Source organism: Bacillus sp. NMCC4, from assembly GCF_002998555.1.
GTDB lineage: Bacteria > Bacillota > Bacilli > Bacillales > Bacillaceae > Bacillus.
The window spans coordinates 29,563-55,594 of sequence record NZ_PVRA01000012.1 but is presented as its reverse complement, the minus strand read 5'-3'; the positions used below and the strand labels follow the sequence as shown (position 1 = coordinate 55,594).

General features: G+C 38.8%; 23 protein-coding genes and 3 pseudogenes. 4 read left to right on the top strand and 22 right to left on the bottom strand.

Annotated features, from left to right (window positions below; translation table 11 throughout):
* Positions 1-78 precede the first annotated feature (78 nt).
* The 3 genes from C6Y02_RS17575 (at position 79) to C6Y02_RS17565 (ending at position 3,383) form a co-directional block, all read left to right on the top strand.
* Positions 79-849 carry a SurA N-terminal domain-containing protein gene (locus tag C6Y02_RS17575; protein ID WP_106031878.1) on the top strand — a complete coding sequence of 257 codons (771 nt, stop codon included), beginning with the start codon at positions 79-81 and terminating at the stop codon, positions 847-849.
* Between the two features lie 225 nt (positions 850-1,074).
* Complete coding sequence (gene glpT, locus C6Y02_RS17570; protein ID WP_034664381.1) at positions 1,075-2,409, top strand: glycerol-3-phosphate transporter; 1,335 nt, start codon at positions 1,075-1,077, stop codon at positions 2,407-2,409.
* A gap of 92 nt (positions 2,410-2,501) precedes the next feature.
* Entirely contained in the window at positions 2,502-3,383 is an 882-nt protein-coding gene (locus C6Y02_RS17565) for a glycerophosphodiester phosphodiesterase (protein ID WP_060595417.1), read from the top strand.
* A gap of 39 nt (positions 3,384-3,422) precedes the next feature.
* On the opposite strand, the gene C6Y02_RS17560 is transcribed toward C6Y02_RS17565, so the two are convergent.
* From C6Y02_RS17560 to C6Y02_RS17465, 20 genes and pseudogenes are all read right to left on the bottom strand, one after another.
* Positions 3,423-4,811, bottom strand: coding sequence for an amino acid permease (locus tag C6Y02_RS17560; protein WP_058015168.1), 1,389 nt, complete (start codon positions 4,809-4,811; stop codon positions 3,423-3,425).
* A gap of 218 nt (positions 4,812-5,029) precedes the next feature.
* Positions 5,030-5,788, bottom strand: a complete 759-nt coding sequence (locus C6Y02_RS17555; protein ID WP_106031877.1) for a DUF4097 family beta strand repeat-containing protein — start codon at positions 5,786-5,788, stop codon at positions 5,030-5,032.
* Positions 5,789-5,816: 28 nt separating this feature from the next.
* The gene (locus C6Y02_RS17550; RefSeq protein WP_106031876.1) at positions 5,817-6,500 is read right to left on the bottom strand and encodes a bacitracin ABC transporter permease; all 684 of its coding nucleotides are present in this window, start codon (positions 6,498-6,500) and stop codon (positions 5,817-5,819) included.
* A gap of 51 nt (positions 6,501-6,551) precedes the next feature.
* A complete protein-coding gene (locus tag C6Y02_RS17545) occupies positions 6,552-7,184 on the bottom strand; it encodes a TetR/AcrR family transcriptional regulator (RefSeq protein ID WP_106031892.1) in 633 nt (210 codons plus the stop codon).
* 135 nt (positions 7,185-7,319) lie between these two features.
* Positions 7,320-7,523, bottom strand: a pseudogene (locus C6Y02_RS17540) (AraC family transcriptional regulator); the annotation flags it as partial.
* Between the two features lie 177 nt (positions 7,524-7,700).
* Positions 7,701-8,306, bottom strand: coding sequence for an ABC-2 transporter permease (locus tag C6Y02_RS17535; protein WP_106031875.1), 606 nt, complete (start codon positions 8,304-8,306; stop codon positions 7,701-7,703).
* Complete coding sequence (locus C6Y02_RS17530; RefSeq protein WP_106031874.1) at positions 8,284-9,165, bottom strand: ABC transporter ATP-binding protein; 882 nt, start codon at positions 9,163-9,165, stop codon at positions 8,284-8,286. The genes C6Y02_RS17535 and C6Y02_RS17530 overlap by 23 nt, the downstream gene beginning before the upstream one ends.
* A gap of 5 nt (positions 9,166-9,170) precedes the next feature.
* Positions 9,171-9,542, bottom strand: coding sequence for a GntR family transcriptional regulator (locus tag C6Y02_RS17525; protein ID WP_106031873.1), 372 nt, complete (start codon positions 9,540-9,542; stop codon positions 9,171-9,173).
* A gap of 179 nt (positions 9,543-9,721) precedes the next feature.
* Positions 9,722-10,849, bottom strand: a complete 1,128-nt coding sequence (locus tag C6Y02_RS17520; RefSeq protein ID WP_106031872.1) for a DUF418 domain-containing protein — start codon at positions 10,847-10,849, stop codon at positions 9,722-9,724.
* 148 nt (positions 10,850-10,997) lie between these two features.
* A complete protein-coding gene (locus C6Y02_RS17515) occupies positions 10,998-11,198 on the bottom strand; it encodes a hypothetical protein (protein WP_223256615.1) in 201 nt (66 codons plus the stop codon).
* A gap of 111 nt (positions 11,199-11,309) precedes the next feature.
* On the bottom strand, positions 11,310-11,825 hold the full coding sequence (locus C6Y02_RS17510; protein ID WP_106031870.1) for a HEAT repeat domain-containing protein: 516 nt from the start codon (positions 11,823-11,825) through the stop codon (positions 11,310-11,312).
* Positions 11,826-11,844: 19 nt separating this feature from the next.
* Positions 11,845-13,266: a sporulation killing factor system integral membrane protein gene (gene skfF / locus C6Y02_RS17505; RefSeq protein WP_106031869.1), complete on the bottom strand. Its 1,422-nt coding sequence runs from the start codon at positions 13,264-13,266 to the stop codon at positions 11,845-11,847.
* Positions 13,259-13,981, bottom strand: coding sequence for an ABC transporter ATP-binding protein (locus tag C6Y02_RS17500; RefSeq protein ID WP_106031868.1), 723 nt, complete (start codon positions 13,979-13,981; stop codon positions 13,259-13,261). Before C6Y02_RS17500 ends, skfF begins: the two co-directional genes overlap by 8 nt.
* 239 nt (positions 13,982-14,220) lie before the next feature.
* A pseudogene (locus tag C6Y02_RS17495) lies at positions 14,221-14,486 on the bottom strand (RidA family protein); the annotation flags it as partial.
* A 10-nt stretch (positions 14,487-14,496) separates the two neighbouring features.
* A complete protein-coding gene (locus C6Y02_RS17490; protein ID WP_106031867.1) occupies positions 14,497-15,261 on the bottom strand; it encodes an ABC transporter permease in 765 nt (254 codons plus the stop codon).
* A complete protein-coding gene (locus tag C6Y02_RS17485; protein WP_106031866.1) occupies positions 15,258-16,175 on the bottom strand; it encodes an ABC transporter ATP-binding protein in 918 nt (305 codons plus the stop codon). Before C6Y02_RS17485 ends, C6Y02_RS17490 begins: the two co-directional genes overlap by 4 nt.
* 14 nt (positions 16,176-16,189) lie before the next feature.
* Positions 16,190-16,381: a PLD nuclease N-terminal domain-containing protein gene (locus C6Y02_RS17480; RefSeq protein ID WP_034664414.1), complete on the bottom strand. Its 192-nt coding sequence runs from the start codon at positions 16,379-16,381 to the stop codon at positions 16,190-16,192.
* A 161-nt stretch (positions 16,382-16,542) separates the two neighbouring features.
* Positions 16,543-16,899, bottom strand: coding sequence for a DUF2200 domain-containing protein (locus C6Y02_RS17475; RefSeq protein WP_106031865.1), 357 nt, complete (start codon positions 16,897-16,899; stop codon positions 16,543-16,545).
* 487 nt (positions 16,900-17,386) lie between these two features.
* On the bottom strand, positions 17,387-19,186 hold the full coding sequence (locus C6Y02_RS17470) for an ATP-dependent helicase (protein WP_106031864.1): 1,800 nt from the start codon (positions 19,184-19,186) through the stop codon (positions 17,387-17,389).
* 4 nt (positions 19,187-19,190) lie between these two features.
* On the bottom strand, positions 19,191-21,200 hold the full coding sequence (locus C6Y02_RS17465; RefSeq protein WP_106031863.1) for an ATP-dependent nuclease: 2,010 nt from the start codon (positions 21,198-21,200) through the stop codon (positions 19,191-19,193).
* 748 nt (positions 21,201-21,948) lie between these two features.
* On the opposite strand from C6Y02_RS17465, the gene C6Y02_RS19770 reads away from it, so the two are divergent.
* Entirely contained in the window at positions 21,949-22,176 is a 228-nt protein-coding gene (locus C6Y02_RS19770) for an HIRAN domain-containing protein (protein WP_106031862.1), read from the top strand.
* A 456-nt stretch (positions 22,177-22,632) separates the two neighbouring features.
* Here C6Y02_RS19770 and C6Y02_RS17455 read toward each other — a convergent pair.
* Positions 22,633-24,597 (bottom strand): annotated as a pseudogene (locus tag C6Y02_RS17455) (glycoside hydrolase family 3 C-terminal domain-containing protein); the annotation flags it as partial.
* A gap of 417 nt (positions 24,598-25,014) precedes the next feature.
* A complete protein-coding gene (locus C6Y02_RS17450) occupies positions 25,015-25,974 on the bottom strand; it encodes an NAD(P)H-dependent flavin oxidoreductase (protein ID WP_106031861.1) in 960 nt (319 codons plus the stop codon).
* Between the last annotated feature and the right edge of the window lie 58 nt (positions 25,975-26,032).

The following is a 26,032-nucleotide window of genomic DNA, read 5'->3' as shown; positions in this document are numbered from 1 at the left end:
CGGCTGTAAGGTTTTATTTTTCCTAAAAAACGGTTAGAATGCGCACTAGACGTTCTCATACCGAAGGGAGAGAAAATGATGAAAAAGATATCATATACACTCATCGCTTGTCTGTTATCAGTGGGACTTGCAGCTTGCTCGTCAAACGATGCGAAACAAGATAAGCAAAACGATTCAGCCAAAAGCAAAGAAACAACACAGGCTGACCAAAAAGAGCAGCAAAAGCAAATGGAAGAGATGCAAAAGAAATTAGACGCACAAAAAATCGATGATCAAAAGGTCGTGGCGACCGTCAACCAAGACAAAATCACAGGTAATGAATATAATAGTGCTTTATCGACCATTCAAGGCCAGCTTCAACAATCAGGGCAAGACCCAACTTCTAAAGAAGGCGCAAAAGCAGTCAAGAAACAAACCATTGATGCGCTCGTAGGTCAAGAGCTCATCCTGCAAGATGCTGAGAAGAAGGGCATCAAAGCCTCTGACAAGCAGGTAGATAAACAGCTAAAAGAAGAAAAGAAACAATTCAAAGACAACGCTCAATTTGAAGAAGCTCTTAAGAAAAGCGGACTCACAATGGATCAGCTGAAAAGTGACATTGCCGACAGCATCAAATACAGCCAGTATGTCGACAAAGAAATCAAATCAGCGTCCGTCTCTGAAAAGGATGTCAAAGCGTACTATGATCAATACGCAGATGAAATGAAAAAACAAAAGCAAAAAGCACCTGAATACAAAGAGGTTAAATCACAAATTAAAAAACAGCTAGAATCTCAAGAAAAGCAAAAAGAAGTACAAAAAGAAATTGAAAAACTAAAGAAATCTGCGAAAATTAATGTGTCTATGTAACAGCTAAGAAAAAATCCGCCATTGTGCGGATTTTTTTCGTTACTTGACGAACTGTTTTTCCAAAATAATGACAAAAGCCTCATCATAAACATCTCTTCCATCCGATATGATGGGAGTACAAAAGAAAGCGTTATCAATTCTTTTGTCTCTTAAAAAGTACAAGATCAAACGCCGATCTCGTACTTTTGCTTCAGTCAATCGGACAACTACAGGAGGAGGATCTTTATGTTCAAATGGTTTAAACCCGCTCCGCATATCGACAGGCTCGATGATGCCAAAACAGATGAGACGTATAAGCGGCTGCGGCTGCAAGTCTTTTTAGGCATTTTTATCGGGTATGCGGGCTACTATTTGCTGCGCAAAAATTTCGCTTTTGCTATTCCTTATCTACAGGAAGAAGGGTTCACGAAAAGTGAATTAGGCTTTGTACTCGCAGCTGTCTCCATCGCCTATGGCTTTAGTAAATTCATCATGGGGATGATTTCAGACCGCTGTAACCCAAGATACTTTTTAGCCACCGGACTCTTTCTATCAGCCCTTATCAATATCCTATTTGTCTCATTTCCATGGGTGACATCCAGTGTATGGATCATGTTCTTATTCATGTTTTTAAACGGCTGGTTCCAAGGCATGGGGTGGCCGCCATGCGGACGGACGATGGCACATTGGTTTTCGGTTAGTGAACGTGGAACGAAAATGTCCATTTGGAACGTCGCTCACAATATCGGCGGGGGGATTCTTGCACCGCTCATCACCTTAGGGATCGTGCTGTTTGCGACATGGAAAAGTATCTTTTTCTTCCCTGCCATCATTGCCATTATCGTCTCCATCGTGATCATTCTACTCGTCCGGGATACCCCGCAATCCGCTGGCCTTCCGCCAATCGAGGAATATCGCAATGACTATCCGGCACAGCAGTATGAAGATCAAGAAAAAGAATTAACAGTGAAAGAGATTTTATTTAAGTATGTACTCAACAATAAATTCCTTTGGTATATCGCCATTGCCAATGTCTTTGTGTACTTCGTCCGTTACGGTGTCGTGGACTGGGCGCCGACCTACTTAACAGAAGCAAAGGGCTTTTCACCAGAGCATTCACGCTGGTCTTATTTTCTTTATGAATATGCAGGCATTCCGGGGACATTGTTGTGCGGCTGGATCAGCGACCGATTCTTTAGAAGCCGCCGTGCACCAGCGGGCGTCCTCTTTATGGCTGGGGTGTTAATTGCGGTGCTCGTTTACTGGTTAAACCCTGCTGGCAATCCAATGGTCGATAACATCGCCCTTATCAGCATCGGCTTTTTGATTTACGGACCTGTCATGCTCATTGGACTTCAAGCCATTGACCTTGCTCCTAAAAAAGCGGCTGGCACTGCGGCCGGACTCACTGGCTTCTTTGGCTATATTGGCGGCTCTGCCTTTGCCAATGCGATGATGGGCGTCGTCGTAGATCACTATGACTGGACAGGAGGCTTCATTTTACTGGTTGGTTCTTGTGTGCTTGCGATTGTCTTCCTGGCGATGACATGGAATACAGGGAAGCGCGTAGAGCAAGCTTAATGAAAATCACATAAAAGATTCATATCCACCCAACATGCCCTTTACATCTATTTCTTATGATGAAGGCAGTTACCGTAAAAGGAGGATAAAATATGAAGAAAAGTAGATTACTTGCTTTCGTGTTGCTCTCTTTTGCTTTACTGTCTTTTGCGTGGGTGCCGACCACCATATCGGCACATGAACATCTTTTATCTCCAGATCGTATTCTAACCGTTGCACACCGCGGAGCATCAGGGTATGCACCAGAGCATACCCTGGCTTCCTACAAACTCGCTACAAAGATGAATGTGGATTACCTCGAACTCGACCTTCAAATGACAAAGGATGGACACCTCATCGTCATGCACGATGAAACCGTTGACCGGACCACAAACGGAACAGGCTGGGTCAAAGACCTCACACTTGCCGAAATCAAACAGCTTGATGCCGGTACATGGTTTAACGAAGTCAATCCCGACAGACAAAATGCCAACTATATCGGACAGCGAGTACTCACATTAGATGAGGTGCTGCGCTATTTCGGCAAACGAGAGAATTATTATATTGAAACAAAAAAACCAGACATCTATCCGCAAATGGAAGAAAAGCTATTGGCTACCCTTAAAAAACATCATCTTCTCGGGAAACACACAAGAAAAGGGCAGGTCATTATCCAATCCTTTAGCCAAGACAGCCTGCTAAAACTACAGAAATTAGATCCACGCCTTCCCAAAGTACAGCTTTTAGACAGAACCCAAATGACGTCCATCACAGATGATCAGCTCGATTTCATCAAATCTTATGCAGTGGGTGTCGGACCGAATTTTAGAGCATTGACACTTGAAAACGTACAGCAGGTCAGAAGCCACGGACTCCTCCTCCACCCATATACGGTCAACAACGAAGCAGATATGACCCGTCTACTGCAATACGGCGTCACCGGTCTTTTCACCAACTTTCCAGATGTCTTTCAACGTGTGAAAGCTTCACTCTAAATAAAAAAAGCCTTGCGGTCCATCCCGCAAGGCCTTTGATTATTTTACCGTTTGATCAGAAGAAGCTGTTTCGATCGGCTTCCGTTTCCCGATCCCAAAAACATAGAAGCTAAGCGCTACTACAATTAAGAACCCAATTGCCACAATCAGAGAAATACGCGTATCCTGATTAATGAGCATAAATACAAGCACCATCAATAAGAAACCGATTGTAAGATAATTAGAAAACGGCGCTAGCGGCATTTTGAATGGATGCTGATCAAGCGCAGCTCCCTTCGCCTTTCTAAAGCCGATATGACTAATCAAAATCACAAACCAAGGCACCATACCAGGAAGTACACTCGCACTATACACATAGACGAAAATGTTTGGTGGAGCAACATAATTGAGGACAACTCCTATCGCTAAGCCAATCAGCACAGCGAATGTCCCAAAATACGGTACACCATTCTTCGAAATCTTGGTGAAGAAAGCAGGCGCCTGCCCATTCACACCTAATGTATAAAGCATACGACCCGCACTGAAAATACCACTGTTACAACCAGACATAGCTGCTGTAATCACGACGAAGTTAATAATACCAGCTGCTGCTGTAATCCCAATTTTCGCAAACGTCGCCACAAATGGACTGCCAAGGGTATTCAGCTGATCCCAAGGATACACTGTCACAATGACAAAGATCGCACCGATATAGAAAATCAAAATACGCCAGATGATACTTTTGATGGCATTGGTCAGCGTCTTTTCTGGATTTTGTGCTTCACCTGCTGTAATCCCAATCAGCTCTACCCCCTGATAGGCAGCAATGACGAGCGACAACGCAAACAAGAATCCGGTAAATCCACCTGTAAAGAACCCGCCGTGCGCCCACAGATTAGACAAGCCAATAGGCGTCCCGCCATTTCCAAATCCAAAGAAAATAATGCCTAGACCTGCAATGATCATCAAAATAATCGTCACAATCTTGATCATTGCAAACCAAAATTCGAACTCACCGAACGATTTAACCGAAATCAAGTTGGCCGCTCCCAAAATAATCATCGCGATTAAACCTGGAATCCACGCTGGCAGGTCTGGGAACCAATATTTCATATAAGCGCCTACAGCAATAATTTCCGACATCCCGACAATGACCCACTGGAACCAGTTACTCCAAGCCGTCATATACCCCGCAAGCGGATGAATATATTGATGACCAAATGTAGCAAATGAACCTGTACTCGGTTCAACGTATAACATTTCTCCCATCGCACGCATAATAAAAAAAATAAAGATACCACATACTGCGTACGCTAGAAGAACCGATGGACCTGTCCATTGAATGGCCTTGGCTGATCCCATAAATAAGCCAACACCAATCGTGCCGCCGAGTGCAATCATTTGAATATGGCGGGCACTTAACCCTCTCTTTAATTCCTTTTGAGCCACTTTTCTTCCCCCTCATCAACAAACAACATAAAAAATAAAAATCAGAATGTTCATTCTGATTGAGAAACATCAATCTTTCGATGTATATTATCATAATAAATCTACCCTTAAAAAACAATTGTTTTTTTGAGGAAAACACTATTATCAAAATATTCCGACGATAAAAGAGATTCAAATTGTTTTATATTGATATATTGAATCAACGAGTGAAAGTCACTTCAATGCTTATGACTTATTAGAAACTGACCGCCTCTTATATCAATCTCAAAGGATCGTAGTCCATTTTTATGCACCATTTTGCCCTTCTCTAGATGACAAGAAAAGTCATTCCGGAAAGCGCCGGATCTTTTCTTTACATAACAAGTAAACCCATCATTTTCCGGTATCGCCACTTTGACATTTGCTCCTGTTGAAGTAGATTTAAGTGAATTTAGCATGTTTGTAGAATGAATCTGTATCCTTCTACCTGTTACATGCAGATCAACGTCCAAAAAAGCACCCGTCAACTCAACTTTTGACGATGTGGCGTGCAGTAATAATCTCTGCGCGACCAGCTGCCGACTAGAAATAAGTCCACCTACTGTCTCTAAATGGAGATGCTTGATTTCACCTGATAGCATCGTCTTTCCAGAAGTTAAATGACAAGAGACATTTTCCACCTTCAGCCTCTCTGCCTGAAGATTTGTTCCTTTACAACGAAGAGATATGGACTGTAATTGTTGTTTAGGAAGATAAATAGCTACATCGGTTTTATAAAGGTGAAGCCCTAAGCTGAGTATTTTTTTTCGTCTATCTTGAATGACCAGCCGTCCATCTCTTACCTGATGATGCAGCAAATAACGTTGGGGAAAAGCTTGATTGGTCGTTTGACGAATGAATAGATAAGGATGATCATGATGATGAATACGCACCTCTCCCAATAGCCAATCCAGCGATAATTCTACGACCGATTCTTCAATTCGAACCGTATGCTCCACAATGTCTCCCTCCTTTTTTCAACGCGGCTCATCTCTCTTGAAGCCGGATGATACTGCCCCATAATTCCAAGATCACAATGAGAACGGCTGCGATCATGACTCCTGACAGAATGAAATTCATTTGATCATTTCCATAAAAAGCAATTAATAGGTTTCCTAAAACAGCACATAGAACAATCGCAGTCAGAATGGTCATGGAGGTAGATTTCTTCATTAACCCCACTCTCATCGCAATCATGCCAATACCGTTGATACAACAAGTAAACACTAGGTACGTTTTGATCACAGTGAACATCACATCAGCTGTCAGCGCATCCTGAACAAGGGGGAAGAACGTTTCAGTGACACTAAACACAACAAATGAGGGAATGATGCTACACAGCATTGCAATCGTAGAAAAGCACAGCATCCAGACCATTCTCGAAAGGAGTGATGCTTTCAGACTTGATGAATGAGGTTCATGCTCTTTCAATACAGTCACCATCACTCGACAATACATCAAGGCTGTGACGATCGAAAAAAAGATCATCCATACTATACTGGTCAACAAATAGATATTCGGATATTGCTGAAAACCTATTTCCTGTTCAACCTGTGCAACAAACGCGACAAAATAAATAAACACCAGCAGTACAATGCTTGCAATCATACTAGCTTGAATATAATGTTTCATATGGCTTTTTCTTAGCTCAAGTTTTATGTAGTGAAGCATAAGGCATCCTCCTATGAAATGAATTTTTCTTTTTGTCTCTTATCTGAACATTTAGGTTCCAGGCTGATCATATCCACCAATTCCAGCATAATGCGCTGTGACCTTTTGAATAAATAGATCACTCACTACATCCACTCCAAGCCCTTTCATCATCTGTTGTAAAAACAGCAAACGCTGACTAGTTTCCTGCTCATCACGGGCAAATAGTGTTGGATTCAGCCATATATTCACGAGAAGCATAAACACTTCTGCCACTTCACCAGGAAAAGCAGTCTTCATCGAACCATCATCAATTCCTTCTAGAATGAGCCTTTTAATTTTAAGCGCATCCTGATTTACTCCTGCCTTCATCCCTTCCACCACAAACTGCGGGTTTTTGATCTGATCAACTAAGATTCCATCAATTGAGTGAGACTGTGGATCTGCCACAAGCTTCTCTAAAATAAGCTGCAGCTTCTCTTTTGCATGAACTGCCTCTGTATGCTCAATCAGATCTTCAAGCTTCTCTGTCGCATGACGAAATTGCCGATCCATCACGGCACGTAATATTTCTTCCTTCGATTTGAAATGATGATAAATAGCACCCTTAGACATGTTCAATTCATGGATGATATCCTGCAAACTCGTCTTTTCAAATCCTTTTTCCTGAAACAGCTTCGTCGACACATCTAAAATTTGCTGGATTGTCTTTTCTGGATATTTATTTCTGGCCAAATAAAACGCCTCCTCTTACATACCGACCATTGGTATGTATTTTAATCTACTTCATGATAAACTGTCAATATAGGTTCTTTATATAAAATAAATAAAAAAGACCGCTCACACGGTCTCCTCAAGCTCAAACTGTAAATTCACTGGAACATCTGGCAATGCAGAATCCTCCACCATATTGGTTGTAGGTGTCTTCTCATTCACTTCCTCAAATCGAAACCCATCTGCCCATACCGTTCCCTTGCCGCTGAGCAAGACACCAAAATGAATGGATTCACTGTGAGAAGGGATATCTAAAACAATCGCATATTGAAATGAAAATGAGAATATCCCACTATTTCAGGCACCTGCCTTAATACAGCTCATCCATCAAATGCGACTCAAAATAGAAAATCGCCTCTTGCGTGACAGACTATACATCATCTCGCTCACCTCTACTTGATCATAATTGCGGTCATGATCTACTTTGAATAGATTCAGCTATTTTTCCTAGAACACTTTCCTCTGATAAATAGCAGTAGAAAGCCCCCAAGACAGCAGGTAGATAAGCATAATCAGCACAGCTGACCCAGTATATAAAATAGGTATCGATAATTTCATGATAAAATCTGTGATCCCACTGAATTGCTCCGCTAAATAGGCAACAAATGGCGGTCCTATACCAGATAAAAGGATAAAGCCAATAATCACTGTCGTTGTGATATAGCCAGGCTTCAAGATATAAAACAATGGAAACGTACACGCCGCAAACAATAAAAACAGCCCGCTGCCAATCGCAATATCCGTCAGCGAAAACAGCTTCCCAAAAACAAATAAAGCAGCACTTGTCAGCCCGATTGCGATAATCATATAGAAAACGGCACCAAGATAACGTGATGCGATAATTTCTTTACGTGTATAAGGCAAAGAGTTTAATAGAATATTCGTTTCTGCCTTCTCATCGTACGCATATGTGTTAAAAGGTATGAAGAAACTAGCGACTAGAAAAATCAATGCCGGATGCGCATCCATGAGAATAAAAAATAAGATAAACGGAAGAAAAATAATCAGCTGCTTTTTCTGCAAAATCACATCACGCTTCATTAAATGAAACATGCGCCACCCCGCCTTTCAAATAAAACATGATATCCTCAAGCGACGCCGGTTCGATCACAACAGCGTCTCCAAAAATATGATTCACTTCACCGATCCGATCTGTTAATGCTTCAAACCCTGCTGCTGTACGCTGAATATGGACAAAAGCCTTTTCTGTGTCTCGATCCAACAAATCCAGGCTTCCCTTCACCAGCGCATAATTCTCCGCTACATCATGAACCGACTGTTGAAAGACCAATTGTCCATTTTGTATAAACGCAATATAATCCGCAATCCGGTCTAAATCTGTTGTCATATGTGTTGAGAAAAATATGGTCCGGTTCTCATCAATCATTAACTCTTGTAACGTTCCTAACAGCTCTCTTCTAAAAACTGGGTCTAAACCGGCTGTTGGCTCATCCATAATAATCAGCTCTGCATGATGTGATAGCGCAATCGCAAGTGACGCCTTCATCTGCATCCCTTTTGAGAATGTTTTGATTGCTTTATGCAGGGGCAGGCCAAACTGTTCAATATATTGATGAAAAAGACGGTCATCCCAGCGTTTATAAGCTGGTGCCACAATCCTTTTAATGTCTTTTAAATTCAAACCTGGGAAAAAAACGTTGGCATCGTAAACAAAGCCGATTCGTTCCTTAATCTCTTTTTCATGGGTGTGATAATCTAATCCGAAAATCTTGACCTCACCTGAATCTGGTTTTAACAAATTCATGATCATTTTAATGGTGGTCGACTTACCAGCTCCATTTTCTCCAATAAACCCTGTAACAAAGCCTTTCTTGACCTGCAAATCGAGACTCTTAACTGAAAAGTCCTTGAATCGTTTTGATACTCCTTTGAATTCAATCACATGCTCCACTCTTCTCACTCCTCATACAAGAACTTTAATAACTGCTGCAATTCATCAAAAGATAAGCCTAATTCCTTGCCGTTTATGACAACCGCTCCAAGCTGATCCTCAATCACCTTCAATTTTTTCTCTCTCATGACCTCTAGGTTTTGTTCCGCAACAAATGATCCCTTGCCTACAATCGAATAAATAAATCCTGCCTTCTCTAACTCTTCATATGCTCGCTTTGTTGTGATGACGCTAATTTGCAAATCCTTCGCCAGCTTTCGAATAGACGGCAGTGCCGAGCCTTCCGCCAGCTCCCCCGTTAAAATCATCGATTTGATTTGATTCGTAATTTGCTCATAAATGGGCTCCTTAGAGTGGTTTGAAATCGTAATCTGCATATAAAAACCTCTTTTTTCAGATAGTTGGAACAAAATAATGTATATATACTATATATACATTATATACACACTAAAAGAATATTCAACTATTTTAAAAAATGTTCTCCTCATTTTTTAAAGTAAAATGCAATTAAAAAACCGCACAGCCCTTAAGCCATGCGGTTCTTTAACAAAATGCTTTATTTCCAATATACCCATTTTCCCATAAGCCACTCCACAGGACCTCTTCTCCATTTTTTCAAATAGAGATAGCTGATGAACAGCTGTGCTGTGTACAGCCCGATAGCTAGCAGCAGCCCAAACATTGACCCCAATTGTCCAAATAGACCAAGTCCATAAGAATAGAAAATCGTTGTACAAATAATCGACTGTGCCAAATAGTTTGATAGAGACAAACGGCCAAGCCCTGCAAGCAGACGTTTCAACCCTTGAGCAGCCTTTGAATAGTAAAAAACAATAAAGGCTTGAATATAACCGATCGTCAGGACATAGGCTCCTAACGTCAACACCATTTCACTCCAAGGAGCATCGATAAACGTCGCACATTTTAAAGCAAGCCCGATGATAATCATCCAAACCCAGCCTTTACGATAAGCCATGCCTCGATCTTCTTCTGTCAAATGACCTTTTTTCCCGATTGCCATGCCAAGCAGTGCAAATGGACCGATCATGATAGGAGCATAGAGAAGACTTAAAATTGGTGTCATAGTAAGTGTCACAATTGCCATAATGATGGAGACGATTACCATATCATCTTCAATTGTAATCCGGCTCAATACAATATCGCCATATGTACCAGTCCCATATACATTCGTTAATAAATCAGGATTTCCGTAAATAAAATTCATTAGAGATGGATAAATCACTAAAGATAAGGCACCTAAAATACCCGACCATATAAACACTGTTTTGATTCGGCTGTTTATAAACATCATTAGGAAAAACGTACAAGCTCCATAATAGAGAAGAATGTCGCCATTCCAAATGAAGATTAAATGCAGCATTCCAAGCACAATCAGACCAAAACCACGGCGGACGACAATGGCATTCGTATTCAGCCCCTTGGCCTTCGTCGATTCAATCAGCTTGATAAAAGAATACCCAAACAAAAAGGAGAAAATCGGATAAAATGACCCCTGGAACAAAATTTCCGTTACATAAACACCAAATTCCTGCCCCCAAAAACTCGAATCAAACATTTTCTCAAAATCATAATCATATTGAAAATTAAGCATATTCACGATCAAAATACCTAATAAACTAAAACCACGCAAACTATCAATGAACTCAACCCTAGATCCCTTCAACACGACAGCTCCTTCGGAAAATATAAAAGCATATTTATCCTACCACACTTTCAAAAAATTGGTCTCTACACCCGTGTAAAAACATGTGTTTTAAGGTAAATTTAATAAAAAAACCTAGAATATACATTCTAGGTATCTTACTGATGAATTATGAATGATGATTTCCTTCTTCTTTCCGCACCACACGTTTCAAATAAAACAAAATCCCCAATCCGAAAAAAATCAACGCCAACTCCCAGTCTGCAGAAATCGAAAACCATTTCAATATCATTAAAATCAACAAAACCGCTCCAACCCCTGCGAAAAAAACCGCGTTTCTTTTTAATTCTTTGTTTGATAGAAACAACACTCTCTCCTCCCTTACACTTACTAACCAATTGAATGTTTTTCTAACTTTTCCTTTGATCTGAAGGATGAATCCACGGAAGGTGCTCAGGCCAATTGAGTTTTTGCTTTTCCACTATTCATCCTCCTTTTCCTTTAGCTGAAAAGCGATAATTTTCCCTAATGCTTCCTCTGCAGCAAAAGGAGTGACGCTGCCTGTTGGATTTTCTTGTTCTTGTTTTAAGCACTCGTACATGTTTTTTTCAATTTTTGATGGATCAATCCAAGAGATACACCATGATGCCCAGAAACAAGTAGGTCCCTCATAACGTTTAGCCAGTGCCAGAAGGAATGGCAAGCTGGGCTGTCCAATCCTCATGAGTGACATGGCAGCGGCCATTCTTGTATCCTCTTCGTCACTTTCTAATAGCTGGGCTAGCGGCTCAGCTGCGTCCCCCGCATCTGCTCCAAATTCACCAAGTACAGCTGCTGCAATGTTCCGTAGAGATCCTCTTTCTTTTAAAGCCTCAACAAGGACGGGCACTGCATCTTTTCCGAACTTTCTCAATTCCCCTATTGCTTGAACGATCGTTACTTCATTTGTATTTGCCAATTGTTGAACTGATTGAGACAGCTTATTTTCTGGTTTCATTGACAATCAACTCCTCTTTTTAATGAACCGCACGGCATCGATAACAAAGCACATAAAATCCAGCTCCAGCCACTAGGGATACAATTGTTGTCAACAAGCCATCAGTGATTAGATGAATGCTAATAATGACCATAGCACTGATCACAGACGCAAATAGCAATGATCGATAATAGGCGGCCAAAGCAAAACTCTTTTCTCGTCTCAGAGGCTGCATAAAGGCAAAGAGCCGTATGGCCAAAAACCATATATAAACTCCTCCACCAAATAAGGTCCAATACAATACATCCTGAATCTCAACCAAATAAAGTGAAATCAAGTAGAACGCATACAGCCAAAAGGTTTGAAACACTTCTAACATAATGATTTTTTGATATAAAGCGCCTGGAAAAAGATAGAGCACTCCTGTTTGTGCGTGTCTTACAATCCCCGCATAATATGAACTAAAAAGAACGGATGCAGCGATGACGATTAAGAATAGATTCAGCCAATCTGAAAAATAAGTAAGGACGACATAGTAAGTACCAATTAACAGCATGGTAGATAACAAATGGAAGGTCGCATACTTTTTTAGCAGCAATAATTCAATCCAAAGAAAAGCCCAGCTGCCCGTTAATGACGGAAGCCCCCACCACGTCTTGCCCTTTTTTTGAACGATTGGACTTGATTGAATATGTTTCCCCTCAAATTCCTCCCAAAATACTGCCTCCTTGACTAAAGACTCCTTCATCTCTAAACGATGACTAGCCTTGTACATCATCATGAAAGATAGGAACATTACTCCAATAAAGATGAAGAAAGAAAGAATGGAGAACTCTTCGATCATACGTCCAGCTTGAAACATCAAAGAATCAGCAATGTTCATCAAGAAGGGCTGTTTCATCATGAATTGATTCAAAACAAGCAGTGCAAAGAAGCCAAACATCAATACAAAACCGAGTAAGAGCAGGCGCTTGTATACTCGAATGGTTCTAGCACAAGACATCGCAATCATCCAAGTTTCGATCAAACATAACAGCCCTGTCAGGATGAGTGATTTTCCAAGCAGAAACGGGTACTGCTGCGTCATAAAAAACAGAAGAAGATCCGCAGCCACAGCAGAGACAATGAGAAGAGCCCCTCGCCAAAAAATGTGATACAACCATACACTGATGACAACTGTCCATAGAGAAGCGCCATTTCCATATAACCAAATGATATCGTTCATTTGACTAGGGAGCCGATTTGTAAACAAGCCAAACCCCGTATAGAGAACAAACAAGCAGACAATGATCCATCCAGCTGCAACCGTATTCCAATCACCCATACTTGAAACTGCGCTTAGCTGAAAACCAATTGCCGCAATGAAAAGAAGTAAGATCACAAAAGGCATTTTCTTTTCTTGATTTTTACTGATCAAGCGCCTTTGAGATTTCATCCATAAAAGGGAGAGTGTGTTATTCACTTGACCACTCCCCCAGAAGTTGAATGACTTCTGCACTCCACTCAATCTGTTCTTCCTTTAATTGAGGAACATCCATATTCTTCATGATGGCACCGTCTCGAATCAATACCACCCTGCTGGCCGTATCAAGAACGAACTCCAGACTATGAGTCGACACAAAGACCGACCCACCTTGACTGCTTTTTTGTCTCAGCCAATCCGACAGCCACTGTTTTGACGGAATATCTAACCCGACAGTCGGTTCATCTAATATAAAAAGGGAGGCATCTTGAACAATGGCCCCTGCTAAGACGACACGCTGCTTTTGACCTCTTGACAGCCTTCCGCACAGTTCGTTCATCTTTTTTTCCATATGTACTTCTTTCAACGCTCCATATACCTTTTCCTTGATCTGTTTTAAACCTTTATGATATCCTCGCGCACGGAATTGAACATGTTCAGCAGCCGTTAAGTCTGGATACAAATACGGCTGATCAGGAATAAGAGCTACTTGTTTTTGGACATGGGAATGACCAGGCGGGAAACCCTCAATGAGAATTTCCCCTCCATCTGGTTTATATAGACCCGTTAAACACCGAATCGTTGTCGTCTTCCCGGCGCCATTCGGCCCAAGCAGCGCCACAACTTCTCCTGCTTCTATGGAAAATGACAGGCCCTCTATCCCATCACCATTACTGTATCGTTTGCTTATATTCTGAACCTCCATGAATGGCATCGAATCTCTCCCTTGTATTAGAGTGATTTTGCTTATCTATGGTGTGTTATAAGATGAAAAGCGAATGTCATTAGACCCACTAACCACTTACCCTAATATTACCATATAGAGAATAACAAGGTAATAGGAATGAGGTAATCTATTCTATGTACAACGGATTAAGAAAATATATCATGTACAAAATAAAAAAAGATTAGGCGACAGTATCCTAATCCTTTATCTATTAAACAGTTATTCCCTCAAACCGCCCCATCACCCAAACCCATCTCCTGACCCGCCCAAGCATCCACCTCTACCTTCAAAGCAGGAGAAGCCAGGGCCACCACATAAACCATCGTCAAGGCAGATGATCCCCTAAAAACTGACCCATGATTCGTTTTCTGCTCGCAGCATCGAACTCTCCCACGAGATAAAATACTAGTTTCGTTATATCTTCCACGGCCATATCTGCCGCTTCTACATTCCGTTTCACATTCTCTAACGCTAATTCGAGCTGCTCCAAAGGGTCCAGCAACCTATAATTCTTGTTTTCTAAAAAGAAACCATCCAATGAGAAAAAAGATAACAATCAATACCGATACACCTAGAAAGCTTGTAAGAGTCTGATCCGAATAAGTCCCTCTATGAATCATCTCCTCTGCCGCACTTGTCACGCCTTTAGGCGCAAACTTCCCTAATGTATCCTCATAAAATGAAGGAACGGTAAATAGAATAAGGTTGATCACAAGCGATACACCGCCGGCTGTGACAGAACGTTGAAAGAACGCCGAAGCACAAATGGTCGATACCACAATCAGCAATAAATTTGGATAATAAAGAAGTGTTCCTTTTACCACATTGACCCAATCCACATGCCCAAATTGGATGTCCACATAATAAACGGAGGCAAGCACTGCCACCACCAAACTAAACAAGGTCAAACCAGCATAGGCGCATATTTTTGAGACATAATAACTCATTCGACTGATCGGCTTCACCATAATCATCGCCGTCACCCCAGAGGCACGCTCTCCCGCAATCGTCCCCATCACGATCATAATGAGAATAAAAACGCCAAGCGAATCGAACTTACTCAATGCACTCGCTAAAGCCTCACCAGCGCTAGGCTCTGGTATATAAAATGTGGACCCTTCAGGTAAATTAGCTGATTTCGATAAAAGATCCGGCAGCATTTTGAGCGTAATAGGCTGTGTGATCATTAAAATCGTAAAAATGATCGGCACAAATAAAATTTTATAACTAGTGAATAACTCCCTAAATTCCTTTTTCAGCATCATCATGCATTCACAACCTTCATGAAAATATCTTCAAGCGTCAGCTTAGATAGTCGATAATGGAGGAGAACACCGCCAGTTTCAGAGATGAGACCAGGCAGCTCCTTCAACGCCATTTGTTGATCGTTCACTCGCACCTGATAACCGTCCCCTGCCTCAATGCATTCCTCCATCCAATCCTGCTCTTTTAATAAAGCCACTAATTTCGTATTCTTTTGTTCTAATTGAAATTCAATCACTGGCTGGATATAGTCTTCTTTGATCTGTTTCATCGAAGAGGACATTTCAATTTTCCCGCTGTTGATCATGATAATATGATCCGCCACTCTTTCAATGTCATCTAAAATATGGGTCGACATAAAGATCAGCATCTCATGCTTTAAACGCTCAATCAAAGTCAGGACGTCTTTTCTTCCCATTGGATCAAGTGCAGACACAGGCTCATCCAAAATAAGAACCTTCGGGCTATTGATAAGCGCCTGTGCAATGGCGAGCCTCTGCTTCATTCCTCCACTATAGCTGCCAATGGCACGATCCTTCGCCTCATACACACGGCAAAGCTTCAACAGCTCCTCAGTTTTGGAGCGAATGATGTTTTTCTCTAATTGAAATAACCCGCCAACCCAATGCATCCACTCCTGACCTGTCATATCCTGATAAAATGCAGGCTGCTGCGGACAATAGCCAATCACATGACTAATGTCATCCATGTCCTTTGTCACATCCATACCCGCCACCTTCACGACGCCAGACGTAGGACGAGCAAGCCCCGTCAAAATCCGAATCGTCGTTGTCTTACCTGCTCCATTGGCTCCTAAAAACCCTACACATCCGACCTCCCCAACAGAAAACGAAACGTTTTTTAAAACTTCATGCCGACCATACGATTTCGTCAGCCCTTGACACTCCAGCATATTCAAGCAAATCCCCCCTACTAAGATTGTTTACGACCAAAAATGAAATACGCAATAGGACCGGCACTCGCCACAAACACAATCACCAAAGCCCAAACCCACTTCACCTCTCCTCTGACCCTAGATGGATCTCTTTTCAGCAAATCAAACAAACCAATCACCATTAAAATGGCTTGCAGCAAAACGAGAGGTAAAATCATCTTCATATCCATCCACGCCACTCCTTTTTCATACACCAATTTGTTTTGATATCACTTCTTTTGACGACATGAAGAGGGGATTCGTTCAAATGGATTTTATTTTTATTGATCGAATGGTCTATAAGATATAAAAAAGCCCAGTGAAAGTTGTTCACTGGGCTTGCTTGTGATGGTCATAACGAATCTCGCAAAATCTTTTCCATCGTCTTTCCTTTCGCTAACTCATCAATCAGCTTATCTAGATACCGAATGTTTTTCATGGTTTCTTCCTCAATGTCTTCTACTCGAACACCACAGATGACTCCTTTGATTAAGCTGCGGGAAGGATGAAGCTCAGGAGCCTCGACAAAGAAGTTTTCAATATCTATCTGTTTTTCTACCTGTTCCTGCAGCTCTTCTGGACTGTACCCTGTTAACCAACAAATAATCGTATCGACTTCAGCCTTTGTTCGTCCTTTTCTCTCCGCCTTTGCGAAGTAGAGAGGATAGACTTTTGCAAAGCTCATTGTGTAAATTTTATGTTTGGTCATGTGTTTTTCTCTCTTTCTTTGTTAAATATTCAACCTGTATTGTCTTCTCTAGGTGCCGCTCTCTTAGTATGCCTATTGTAGCTTTGAAATAAAGTTTAATCAAAAAAATCTCTCAAATCCGCATATTTACGTTAAATAAGAAAACGCGTTTTTAAAAAAAGATTAATCAAAACGGGTTATTCACTTGTGAAACACTGCACAATTTTTGTAAAAAAGTTTGATCATTTTCTGTTGTCAATCTTAAACTAAACCCATTAGTTCAAATTGTATACGACAGAGTTTGTGACGTTAAACACTGATCTGTTGAAATATGTGTTTGCCAAGCCATATGATCCAGGAAATCCAATTAAATAATAAAGGGAAAAATGAAAGACTTGAAATGACAACAACAAAGGAGAATTTAAAATTTATCAGTCAAGGAACAAAAGAAGTGAAGATCAAAATTGAGTGCCAATTTTGATCTTCATAAAATGATTTTGCTTAAGTTCTACTTTACACTCTGATACAATTCCTTCCAAAAAATTGATGGTTTTGGATAGAACGTCCTTAGACCATTCCAAGTCATTCGTGTATATTTTTTTGAACGTAATAAATAACATATTCTTTTAGCCCTAGATACACAAACAAAAAATACTCTCCGATCTTCACTTAGTTTCTTTGGGTCATTCACATTCAAATAATAAGGAAAAGTACCATCTTCCATTCCAAGCATGATCACCACTTCAAATTCTAAGCCTTTTGAGCTGTGTCTTGTTGAGACAGTAACCTGGTTAACTGGTTTCCCTATATTTACAAATTTTTCTAAATCGTAGTTAGATTGGTTCTGATCTTTAATTGCTTGAAATAATAATGATAAATTATCAAGTTCATTAGGGTAAACCTTAGATCTCTCTAGAACGGAATTCAATTTTAGTTCCTCAATTACAAAATTCAACCACTCTTCAAGGTTGTTAGTTAAACTTCGACTTTCAGCGAGCATCTTATAGACTTTTTTTCTTTCTTGCATTAACTGGGTGAGTGTTAGAACTTTAATATGCCTGTTGTACAAACTTGCCCAAAAATCAAAAAGTTTAGAGAAGGACTCGTTTTCATTATTGATTACCCAAGCTGCACAGGATTCTAACCACATCACAACATCGCTACGTTTAAAATCAAACTTCGAGACATAAAATGGAATATTTGTTTTTGCTAATAAATTTCCTATAGCCTTAATTTCTTTACCACCTTGAACTAAAATACAAACCTCTTCTAGTGGAATACCCTTTTCTATGCATTCGGGTATAATGCTGTTAACGACATCATTATACTGATCATCTAGTTCTTCTTCACATGTTACAAAATGAAATTCGGCTTCACTTTTAAAATCTTTACCCGATATATATTTTCGTCCTTCCTGGTTTAACCCTACAAGTGAAGCGTCAATAATATCTTGATGACTCCTATAATTGGTTAAGAGTTCGATTGGCAATATATTCGGGTGTTGATATAGTTCGTTTAGATAATCTGGTATGGCTCCATTAAAGCTATATATGGATTGATCAGGATCTCCGACTGCAAATATTTTAATATTTGTCTTATGAAAAAGGGCTAAAACCATTTCATGCAAGGGTTTACCTAAGTCTTGGTATTCATCAATTAAAATCCAAGGAAACTTTGCCTCTAAACATTTTCTAACATAATAATGATTTTGAATTAACAATGTAGCCATTTTTACAATTTCAATGAAATCAACCATACCCTTTGAACGAAGACGAATTTCATACTCTTTAGCAATTCTCAATGCCACTTCAAAAGGTTCTAGAGCAACAGAACTAATTCCATCAATACTTAGAGTTCGTTCTTTGTCCATATCCTCAATTCTAATTTTTTTAGGATCATAACCTAATTCAGAAACAATATTATCATAAATTTGTTTTCTATTTTTTTCTGAAATAATTGTTAATGGAAGAGGGATATCGTATTCATATAAATGAATATAGGGACTAATAACTTCTGCAATACAAAATGCATGTACAGTTCCTAAAAAAACGTTCTGTCTTTTCTTATAACCTAAATCATACAACCTATTAGTAAACTCTTTTACTGCTTCTTTATTGTAAGTGATACAAGCTAAACCCCTTGGAGGTTTTATTTTTTCGTACAAAAGTTTCATAATTTTCAAAGATAAAACGGTTGTTTTTCCGCTTCCTGGACCTGCTTTAACGACTGTACTAACATTTGAGTTGTAAGCTACATACTGAGATTCATCTTTTTTTATTTGCTCAAGTTTTTTTTCATATGGAATCATTTACTTAAACCTCATCAACTCTAACGTAAATATTTGTTATTGCATCATCAATATACGAAGGAATATGTTCAACCCTACAACTGGTTGAAAGACGTTGGGAAAATCTCCCCTTTCCAATTCCATTATTACTGCTCTCTATCTTTTTCAGACAATCCCAATATTTACTTTCCTCGAACTCTTTTCTGAAATTAGTTTGTTGCCTTGAACCACCTGATGTCAACTCATTAAATATGTCAAAAATAACTTTCTTTCCTTCTTCACTTGTAGAGCAGGTATCCATAATATCAACTTCCATTGTGTATCTGCCGATAAAGAATCCTAATTTAGAAAAAAATTCATCTTGTTCTTGAAAGGAATCAGGTATTTTTGACTCATTCAACTTTTGTAGATCAATTAACAAGCTACTAATTCGTTCGTTCCCAAGATACCCATATTGCTTATTAGAACCTTCGGACATTACATGAAATTTTCTTGTGAGTTCATTATCGTCATCATCTTTGACTTCAATATAAAAATCTCCGTCAGTGAGAGCGACATACGGTATGCCTAATAAATCAAGGAATTTTACAAATGGTTTAAAATTTGTTGAATTAATGTTACAACATATAATCCCTTTTAAGTCCAATGGTTTTTCTAATAAATCAGCAAAGACAGGAATTAAATATTCTTCAGCAATTCCTTCAACCAAAATGACACCTTTACCAAAGTATATTTCACCCTTTTTCACATCAATATATCTTTCTAGGTCTCTCCGTTCACCATCTGTTAATTCTAAAGTTGCGGTTGAATGGACTACGGTTCCTTGGTTTGTCGCTCGTAAATGGACAATTGAATCTAATGGAGCAACAGATGTAATATATGGAGAATGCGTAGTCATTAAAACCGATGTGTTTTTCTTCATTACATCCTTGTAAATAATTCGTTGAAAAGTAGGGTGCAAATGAGCTTCAGGTTCTTCGATAGCTAGAATAGTGAACCCATCGGTCGAAGAATGATTAGTATCCATAAAACTGTATAAATCAATTAAATTCTGTTCATTTAGATCTTGTTTTAGAGTATAGTTTCCTTTTTCCGTTTTTTCATAGCACAGTGTTAAAATATCACTTTCTTTTTCTAAAATAAGCTCATCGTATGTATCCTTTTTGATTAGTGAAGGGATTGTCTTATCTTCCAAAGATAACAGAATTAAGGAAATGTATAAAATATTATTTAAGCCCAGACTCGTTTCACTAGTTGGTCGTTGTTTTTCTATGCCGATCATTAATTTCAAGGTGTTAAGTATTCGATTTGGATCAACGTCTACAGTTTCTAATGCAATCTTTGAGTAAGGTTGGTTGCCCAAAACATTTGAGAATCTCTTATTTATTTGAGTTTGGAGATCAACTAATTCATCAATAGTCAGAATATCATTACTTTGTTGTTTTAGTTTATTGGAGATTTCAGCCAATTCGTCTTTATCAATTTTATATTGCTTTAATAATTGATTAATGGGGGATCTGCGAATATTTTTCATCTCAGCTTCAACATCACGTATAGCATTTATAATTTTTAAATTTAGATACTTTCTATGTGAATGATTAAATGCAACTTCTGTCTTTTCTCCTTGATATATAGTGTACTCATATTCATATTTCCCGTTTATATTAGTTATAGGAAAGTAATGGTATGTAAGTCTTATTACTGGTTCGCTAGCTCTTATCGTTGCATCGGCTAACATAGATAAAAGAGATTTATTGTGTTCAAATCCTTTGATTTCTATTATTATTTCAATCTCATCACCATTTTTCATTGGATCAACTAATCCATCGAAGAAATCAGATTCATTTAAATAACGATCCTCATCAGACAGCTTCGGATCTAAAATGATTTGAATTGCTCTTAAAAAGTTTGTTTTTCCGACGTTGTTTTCCCCGATGATTACCTGTTTATGACTCAAAACCACGTCAACATCTTTATAATTTCTGAAATTTTTAATTTTTACCCTTGAAATGTATGGAGCGCTTAGTTCATTCATATTTCCCCCCCTAAAGTTAAGTCGTTTCTATGGGTTGCCTGTTCATTGTTGTGATGCTTTATTTTTCTAAGTGGTGTCTGAAACTTCTGTAATTAGTAGGAAGTTTACTTATTAAATGCTATGCCTATTTACCTCTCCATTGCTTTACAAGAAATAGTAACATTGAGAATCGAAGCCAATGGTATTTCTTTATGCTACTGTCCAGTGAAGAGATTTTTTTGACGTAGACAATGTAAATATTACCTCCTGCAATTTATGGAAATTGCATTATGATATTATTCTACTAAATAATACCTTTTTCAACAATTAATAAATTCCGAAAACACTACAAAGGTTATACATATCTCTACTAAGGGAAGGAAGAAAAATACTTTAAGCAAAAAAGCCGAATTTTAATTTAGAAATCGACTTTTGTTTGCTTACAACAACAGAAAAAATTTACTTTAAAATAAAACAGCCTAATCCTTCTATTTATACCGAGGAATTAAGCTTTTGTTTCTTCGCACCAAATTGTGAACTATCACATTTTTTAAATGGTATCGTTTTACTTTGCAGTAAATAGTTGTTATATTTGTTGCTCTTGTTACACTAAAACTCCTATATTAGTTGAAGAAGTCCGATGGCAAATTTTATGTCTATCGTTCTTCTTGTCTGCTATACAGTATCGTTGTACTTTGCAGCACTGGTTCAATCACCTTAAAAGAAAATTAAGGCTATAGGTAATTTCAGATTTTTTCATTAGTTGTGCATGAGTGTCATCTCGAAAGTTACTGGTGTCAGTTTCGGTAAACGTCAAACCGCCCTCAACCATCTACAACACTATGATCGCCGTCGAATTAAAGTCACTCTCCAACATGAACCAACCAATCCCTATGATCAAAATGCTATAGCCGTTATCGTAACAGTTATCGGAAAAGAGTGTTATCAAATAGGTTATATCAAGAAGGCCTTTGCTGAAATATACGCACTCCTTTAGAAAAGGTCTTATATCCAAGCAACATTGAAAGGATTACCAGAGGAAAACAAGGTGCTCATTATGGTCTTAATATCGGTTATGTGATTGACTATACTGCCTCAAGACAAGATAACGTATTTCCCCATACAAAAAGAGTATCCCTCGGTTACGAAGCACACTTCCCTCTTTACGTATAAGAGAATAAAAGAATTCTCTTCTTTGCTTTTATGGTTATAGTATAAAGTGATTCAAACACACAATCCCTATTATAACCAATGCTGATATTAAAGCATTGTTCATTAACAGGGGGATAAATATTCCATAATTCAGCGACCTCACAACATTTACTATTTTTTATCAGTCTTTAACTAGATTTTATAATGGTTGGTTGAATTGGAATCATTAACCCTTTATTTCAATCTCCCTGATGCAGTTAGCAACAATCTTGGCTACCGCACTGCTTTATCGCACTGGGTGATCAGATAATACGATCTCTTTTGAAGATTTACCAATTAGGATCTCAAATTTCCCTGATTCGACATGCCAGTCTTTTAATCCAACGTTATAGTAGGCAAACGACCGCTTATCTAACGTAAATGTTACCGTCTTTTCTTCAGCCGGTTGTAATTCTACCTTTTCAAACCCTTTTAACTCTTTTTCCGGTCTGACAACAGTGCTTTCTAGATCTTTTACATAAAGCTGAACAATTTCTTTCCCTGCAACATTTCCAGTATTTTTCACACTCAAATGAACAGCTACTTTATCGGTATCAAAAACTTTTTTATTTTCTATAACTAGATTACTATATTAAAACGTTGTATAGCTTAGTCCATAACCAAATGGGAATAACGGCTCTACTTTTTTCGTGTCATAATAACGGTATCCAACAAAAATACCTTCTTTGTACTCAACCTTATCACCCTCACCTGGGAAGTGTAAGTAGGATGGGTTATCACTTAACTGTACTGGGAATGTCTCTGCTAGTTTCCCACTAGGATTCACTTCTCCAAATAAAAGGTCTGCAATCGCTCCACCAAGTGCCTGACCACCAAGGTAGCCCTCAAGAAGTCCTTTTATTTTATCAAGCCAAGGCATTTCGATTGGTGCACCATTACTTAAAACAACCACTGTATTTTCTTGTACTTTTGCTACTGCTTCAATTAAGGTACGTTGATTTTCAGGAATTCTTAAATGTGTACGATCATATCCTTCTGATTCATAACGATCAGGTAGGCCTACAAATAAGACGGCTACATCTGATTTAGCTGCTTGCTCTTTTGCTTCCTCAATTAACTTTTCATCGTTGGTATCATTATCAAGTTGATAGCCTTCTGTATATTGGACATTCACATTTTTTTCCTGCGATTACTTTAAATTCCTCTATAATACTTTCTAGTTTCGTCGGTTTAATATGAGAGCTTCCTTCACCTTGATATCTTGGTGTTTCTGCTAGAGCGCCAATAACGGAAATGGTTCCTTCTTTTTTAAATGGAAGAATGCTATCTTCATTTTTTAATAAAACCATACTCTCACTTGCTACTTTTCTTGCAAGTTGATGGTGTTCGTCTTGATCATAAGTCGCATTCTCTTTTTTATGTTCGACTGCCATAAAGATGGTTCTAAGTAGTCTTTCAACAGCTAGATCAAGCTTCTCTTCTGATAACTGACCACTCTTTACAGCTTCTATGATCTTGTTATCACCAATGTCAGCACTAGGAGGCATTTCAAGCTCCAATCCTGCACCCCAGTCAGATACAACAAACCCTTCAAAACCCCACTCATCTCTTAAAACATCAGTAAGCAATGTTTTGCTCTCTGAATCATAGTCACCATTAACTTTGTTATAGTCACACATGACTGTCCAAGGTTGCGCTTTCTTCACAGCATTTCAAAGCTAGCTAAATAAATTTCACGGAACGTTCTTTCATCAACAACAGCATCGGTTGACATACGACGATGCTCTTGATTATTTGTAGCAAAATGTTTGAGAGATGTCCCAACACCTTGACTTTGAACTCCATTTATATGACTAGCTGCCATTTCTGAAGATAAGTAAGGGGCTTCAGAAAAGTATTCAAAGTTTCTTCCACACAAAGGTGATCACTTAATATTAGCACCAGGTCCAAGGAGAACATGTACATCTTCTGTTTGGCATTCCTCTCCGAGTGCTACTCCAACTTGGCGAATTAAATCTTTGTTCCATGAACTTGCCAAACCAACAGCTGATGGAAAACATATTGCTGGAACACTATCAAACAAACCTAAATGTTCGACTCCTGTTTGCTGTTTTCTCAAACCATGTGGTCCATCCGTTACCATAATGGATGGGATTCCTAGTCGTTCAACCCCTTTTAAGTTCCAAAAATCTAGTCCTGAACAAAGTCCTGCTTTTTCTTCTAACGTCATTTGTGATACCAATTGTTGTAGGTCTCTCTTAGTCATATTATCCCTCCTAGAATTAGTATGTAATTTAGTAACGCTTTCTATTCTGATTAGAAAATTAATGCAATTTCATATATGGTATAATATTATTGATTATGGTATTTTTATAATATCTTTTTCACCTTATTATAGTGAGAGGTAAATCATGAAACAAAATGATTTTATATTTTATATACCATTCTCTCACGTACATCCCCTCTCGCGATATTCACTTAAATAGTTAATACCGAGAGAAATCTACTAATTCGTTTCTCCATCATAAAAACTGCCTAACCTGCTGATTTTTATGATGGAGCTGGATGCTCAAACTAAAATCTATCTTACTTCTTAGCGATAAACGGAATTATGCAGTACAGTCAAATGTCTCTTTAATATGATCTCGATTAATCCGGTTAACAGCTGTTCGTATTGCAATTTTTAATTAAAATCTTGCATCAAGTCATCAATCACTGCCTTTACAGTTCTGATTTCTTTAATTGGGGTAATTCCTGTGCCGACAGTAATATAGCCATCCACTTTGTTACCCTCTAGCATACCGATACGCAGACCACCTGCTCCGCCCATTGCTTTTGCTATATCTTCACGACTGGAACCATTTCCATCCATTTCTACTAGCTTTTTCGATAATTCAGTAGGTAAAGACCGATAGTAAGCTGGTAATGTACGGAACATTAGTAAATCTTCTGCTGTAGCATCAACAATCATTTGTTTCACGTTTTCTGCTGCTGGATTTTCTTTTGTTGGAATAAAGACACTACCAGCAAACACACCTTCAGCGCCTAAAGCAAATGCTGCACGTACACCTCTGACATCCCCAATCCCCCCAGCTGCCATAACAGGAATATTTATAGCATCGACAATCATTGGGATAATCGAAAATGTGCCAATTACTCGTTCTGGAACGGTACCACCTTCATCAAATCCAGTTGCTACATAAACATCCACACCAAATTCTTCAGCGGCTTTTGCATTCTCAATAGTAGGGGTACCTGGTCTAAAAACAATCTTAATATTGTTTTCTTTCAGTGGCTTAAAAATTTTCTCATCTAATATACCATTTACAAGGACAACTGGAACCTTCTCCTCAATAACTACTTCTAGAATTGGCCATGTGTAAGTTAAATCACCACTTACAATTAAGGTCGTCCCAAATGGTTTATTCGTTAAAGCCTTTGTTTTTTGTATTTCAGTTCTCATTCTTTCGGCAGTTACTTCGGGGGAACGAGTTACATCAGCCTGACCGGCATTCGGTCCTAGAAATCCTAATCCACCAGCATTACTTACTGCTGCAACAAATTCTGCATTTGTGATCCAAGACATTGGTCCCTGAATAATCGGTTTTTCTATATTTAATATTTCGCATATTCTATTATTCATTATTAAATCCTCCTGAGCCATTTATAAAATGAAATTTAAAAAATAAAAAAACTTTTCT

Bases quoted from the DNA above. Each gene is read 5' to 3' on its own strand.
- C6Y02_RS17480 (WP_034664414.1), bottom strand. From the start codon at position 16,381: ATGGATATGAAGATGATTTTACCTCTCGTTTTGCTGCAAGCCATTTTA.
- C6Y02_RS17510 (WP_106031870.1), bottom strand. From the start codon at position 11,825: ATGAAACCAGAAAATAAGCTGTCTCAATCAGTTCAACAATTGGCAAAT.
- C6Y02_RS17565 (WP_060595417.1), top strand. From the start codon at position 2,502: ATGAAGAAAAGTAGATTACTTGCTTTCGTGTTGCTCTCTTTTGCTTTA.
- C6Y02_RS17535 (WP_106031875.1), bottom strand. From the start codon at position 8,306: ATGTTTCATTTAATGAAGCGTGATGTGATTTTGCAGAAAAAGCAGCTG.
- C6Y02_RS19770 (WP_106031862.1), top strand. From the start codon at position 21,949: ATGAGTGTCATCTCGAAAGTTACTGGTGTCAGTTTCGGTAAACGTCAA.
- C6Y02_RS17525 (WP_106031873.1), bottom strand. From the start codon at position 9,542: ATGCAGATTACGATTTCAAACCACTCTAAGGAGCCCATTTATGAGCAA.
- glpT (WP_034664381.1), top strand. From the start codon at position 1,075: ATGTTCAAATGGTTTAAACCCGCTCCGCATATCGACAGGCTCGATGAT.
- C6Y02_RS17490 (WP_106031867.1), bottom strand. From the start codon at position 15,261: ATGATGATGCTGAAAAAGGAATTTAGGGAGTTATTCACTAGTTATAAA.
- C6Y02_RS17550 (WP_106031876.1), bottom strand. From the start codon at position 6,500: ATGCTTCACTACATAAAACTTGAGCTAAGAAAAAGCCATATGAAACAT.
- C6Y02_RS17475 (WP_106031865.1), bottom strand. From the start codon at position 16,899: ATGACCAAACATAAAATTTACACAATGAGCTTTGCAAAAGTCTATCCT.
- C6Y02_RS17575 (WP_106031878.1), top strand. From the start codon at position 79: ATGAAAAAGATATCATATACACTCATCGCTTGTCTGTTATCAGTGGGA.
- C6Y02_RS17470 (WP_106031864.1), bottom strand. From the start codon at position 19,186: ATGATTCCATATGAAAAAAAACTTGAGCAAATAAAAAAAGATGAATCT.
- C6Y02_RS17465 (WP_106031863.1), bottom strand. From the start codon at position 21,200: ATGAATGAACTAAGCGCTCCATACATTTCAAGGGTAAAAATTAAAAAT.
- C6Y02_RS17450 (WP_106031861.1), bottom strand. From the start codon at position 25,974: ATGAATAATAGAATATGCGAAATATTAAATATAGAAAAACCGATTATT.
- C6Y02_RS17500 (WP_106031868.1), bottom strand. From the start codon at position 13,981: ATGCCATTCATGGAGGTTCAGAATATAAGCAAACGATACAGTAATGGT.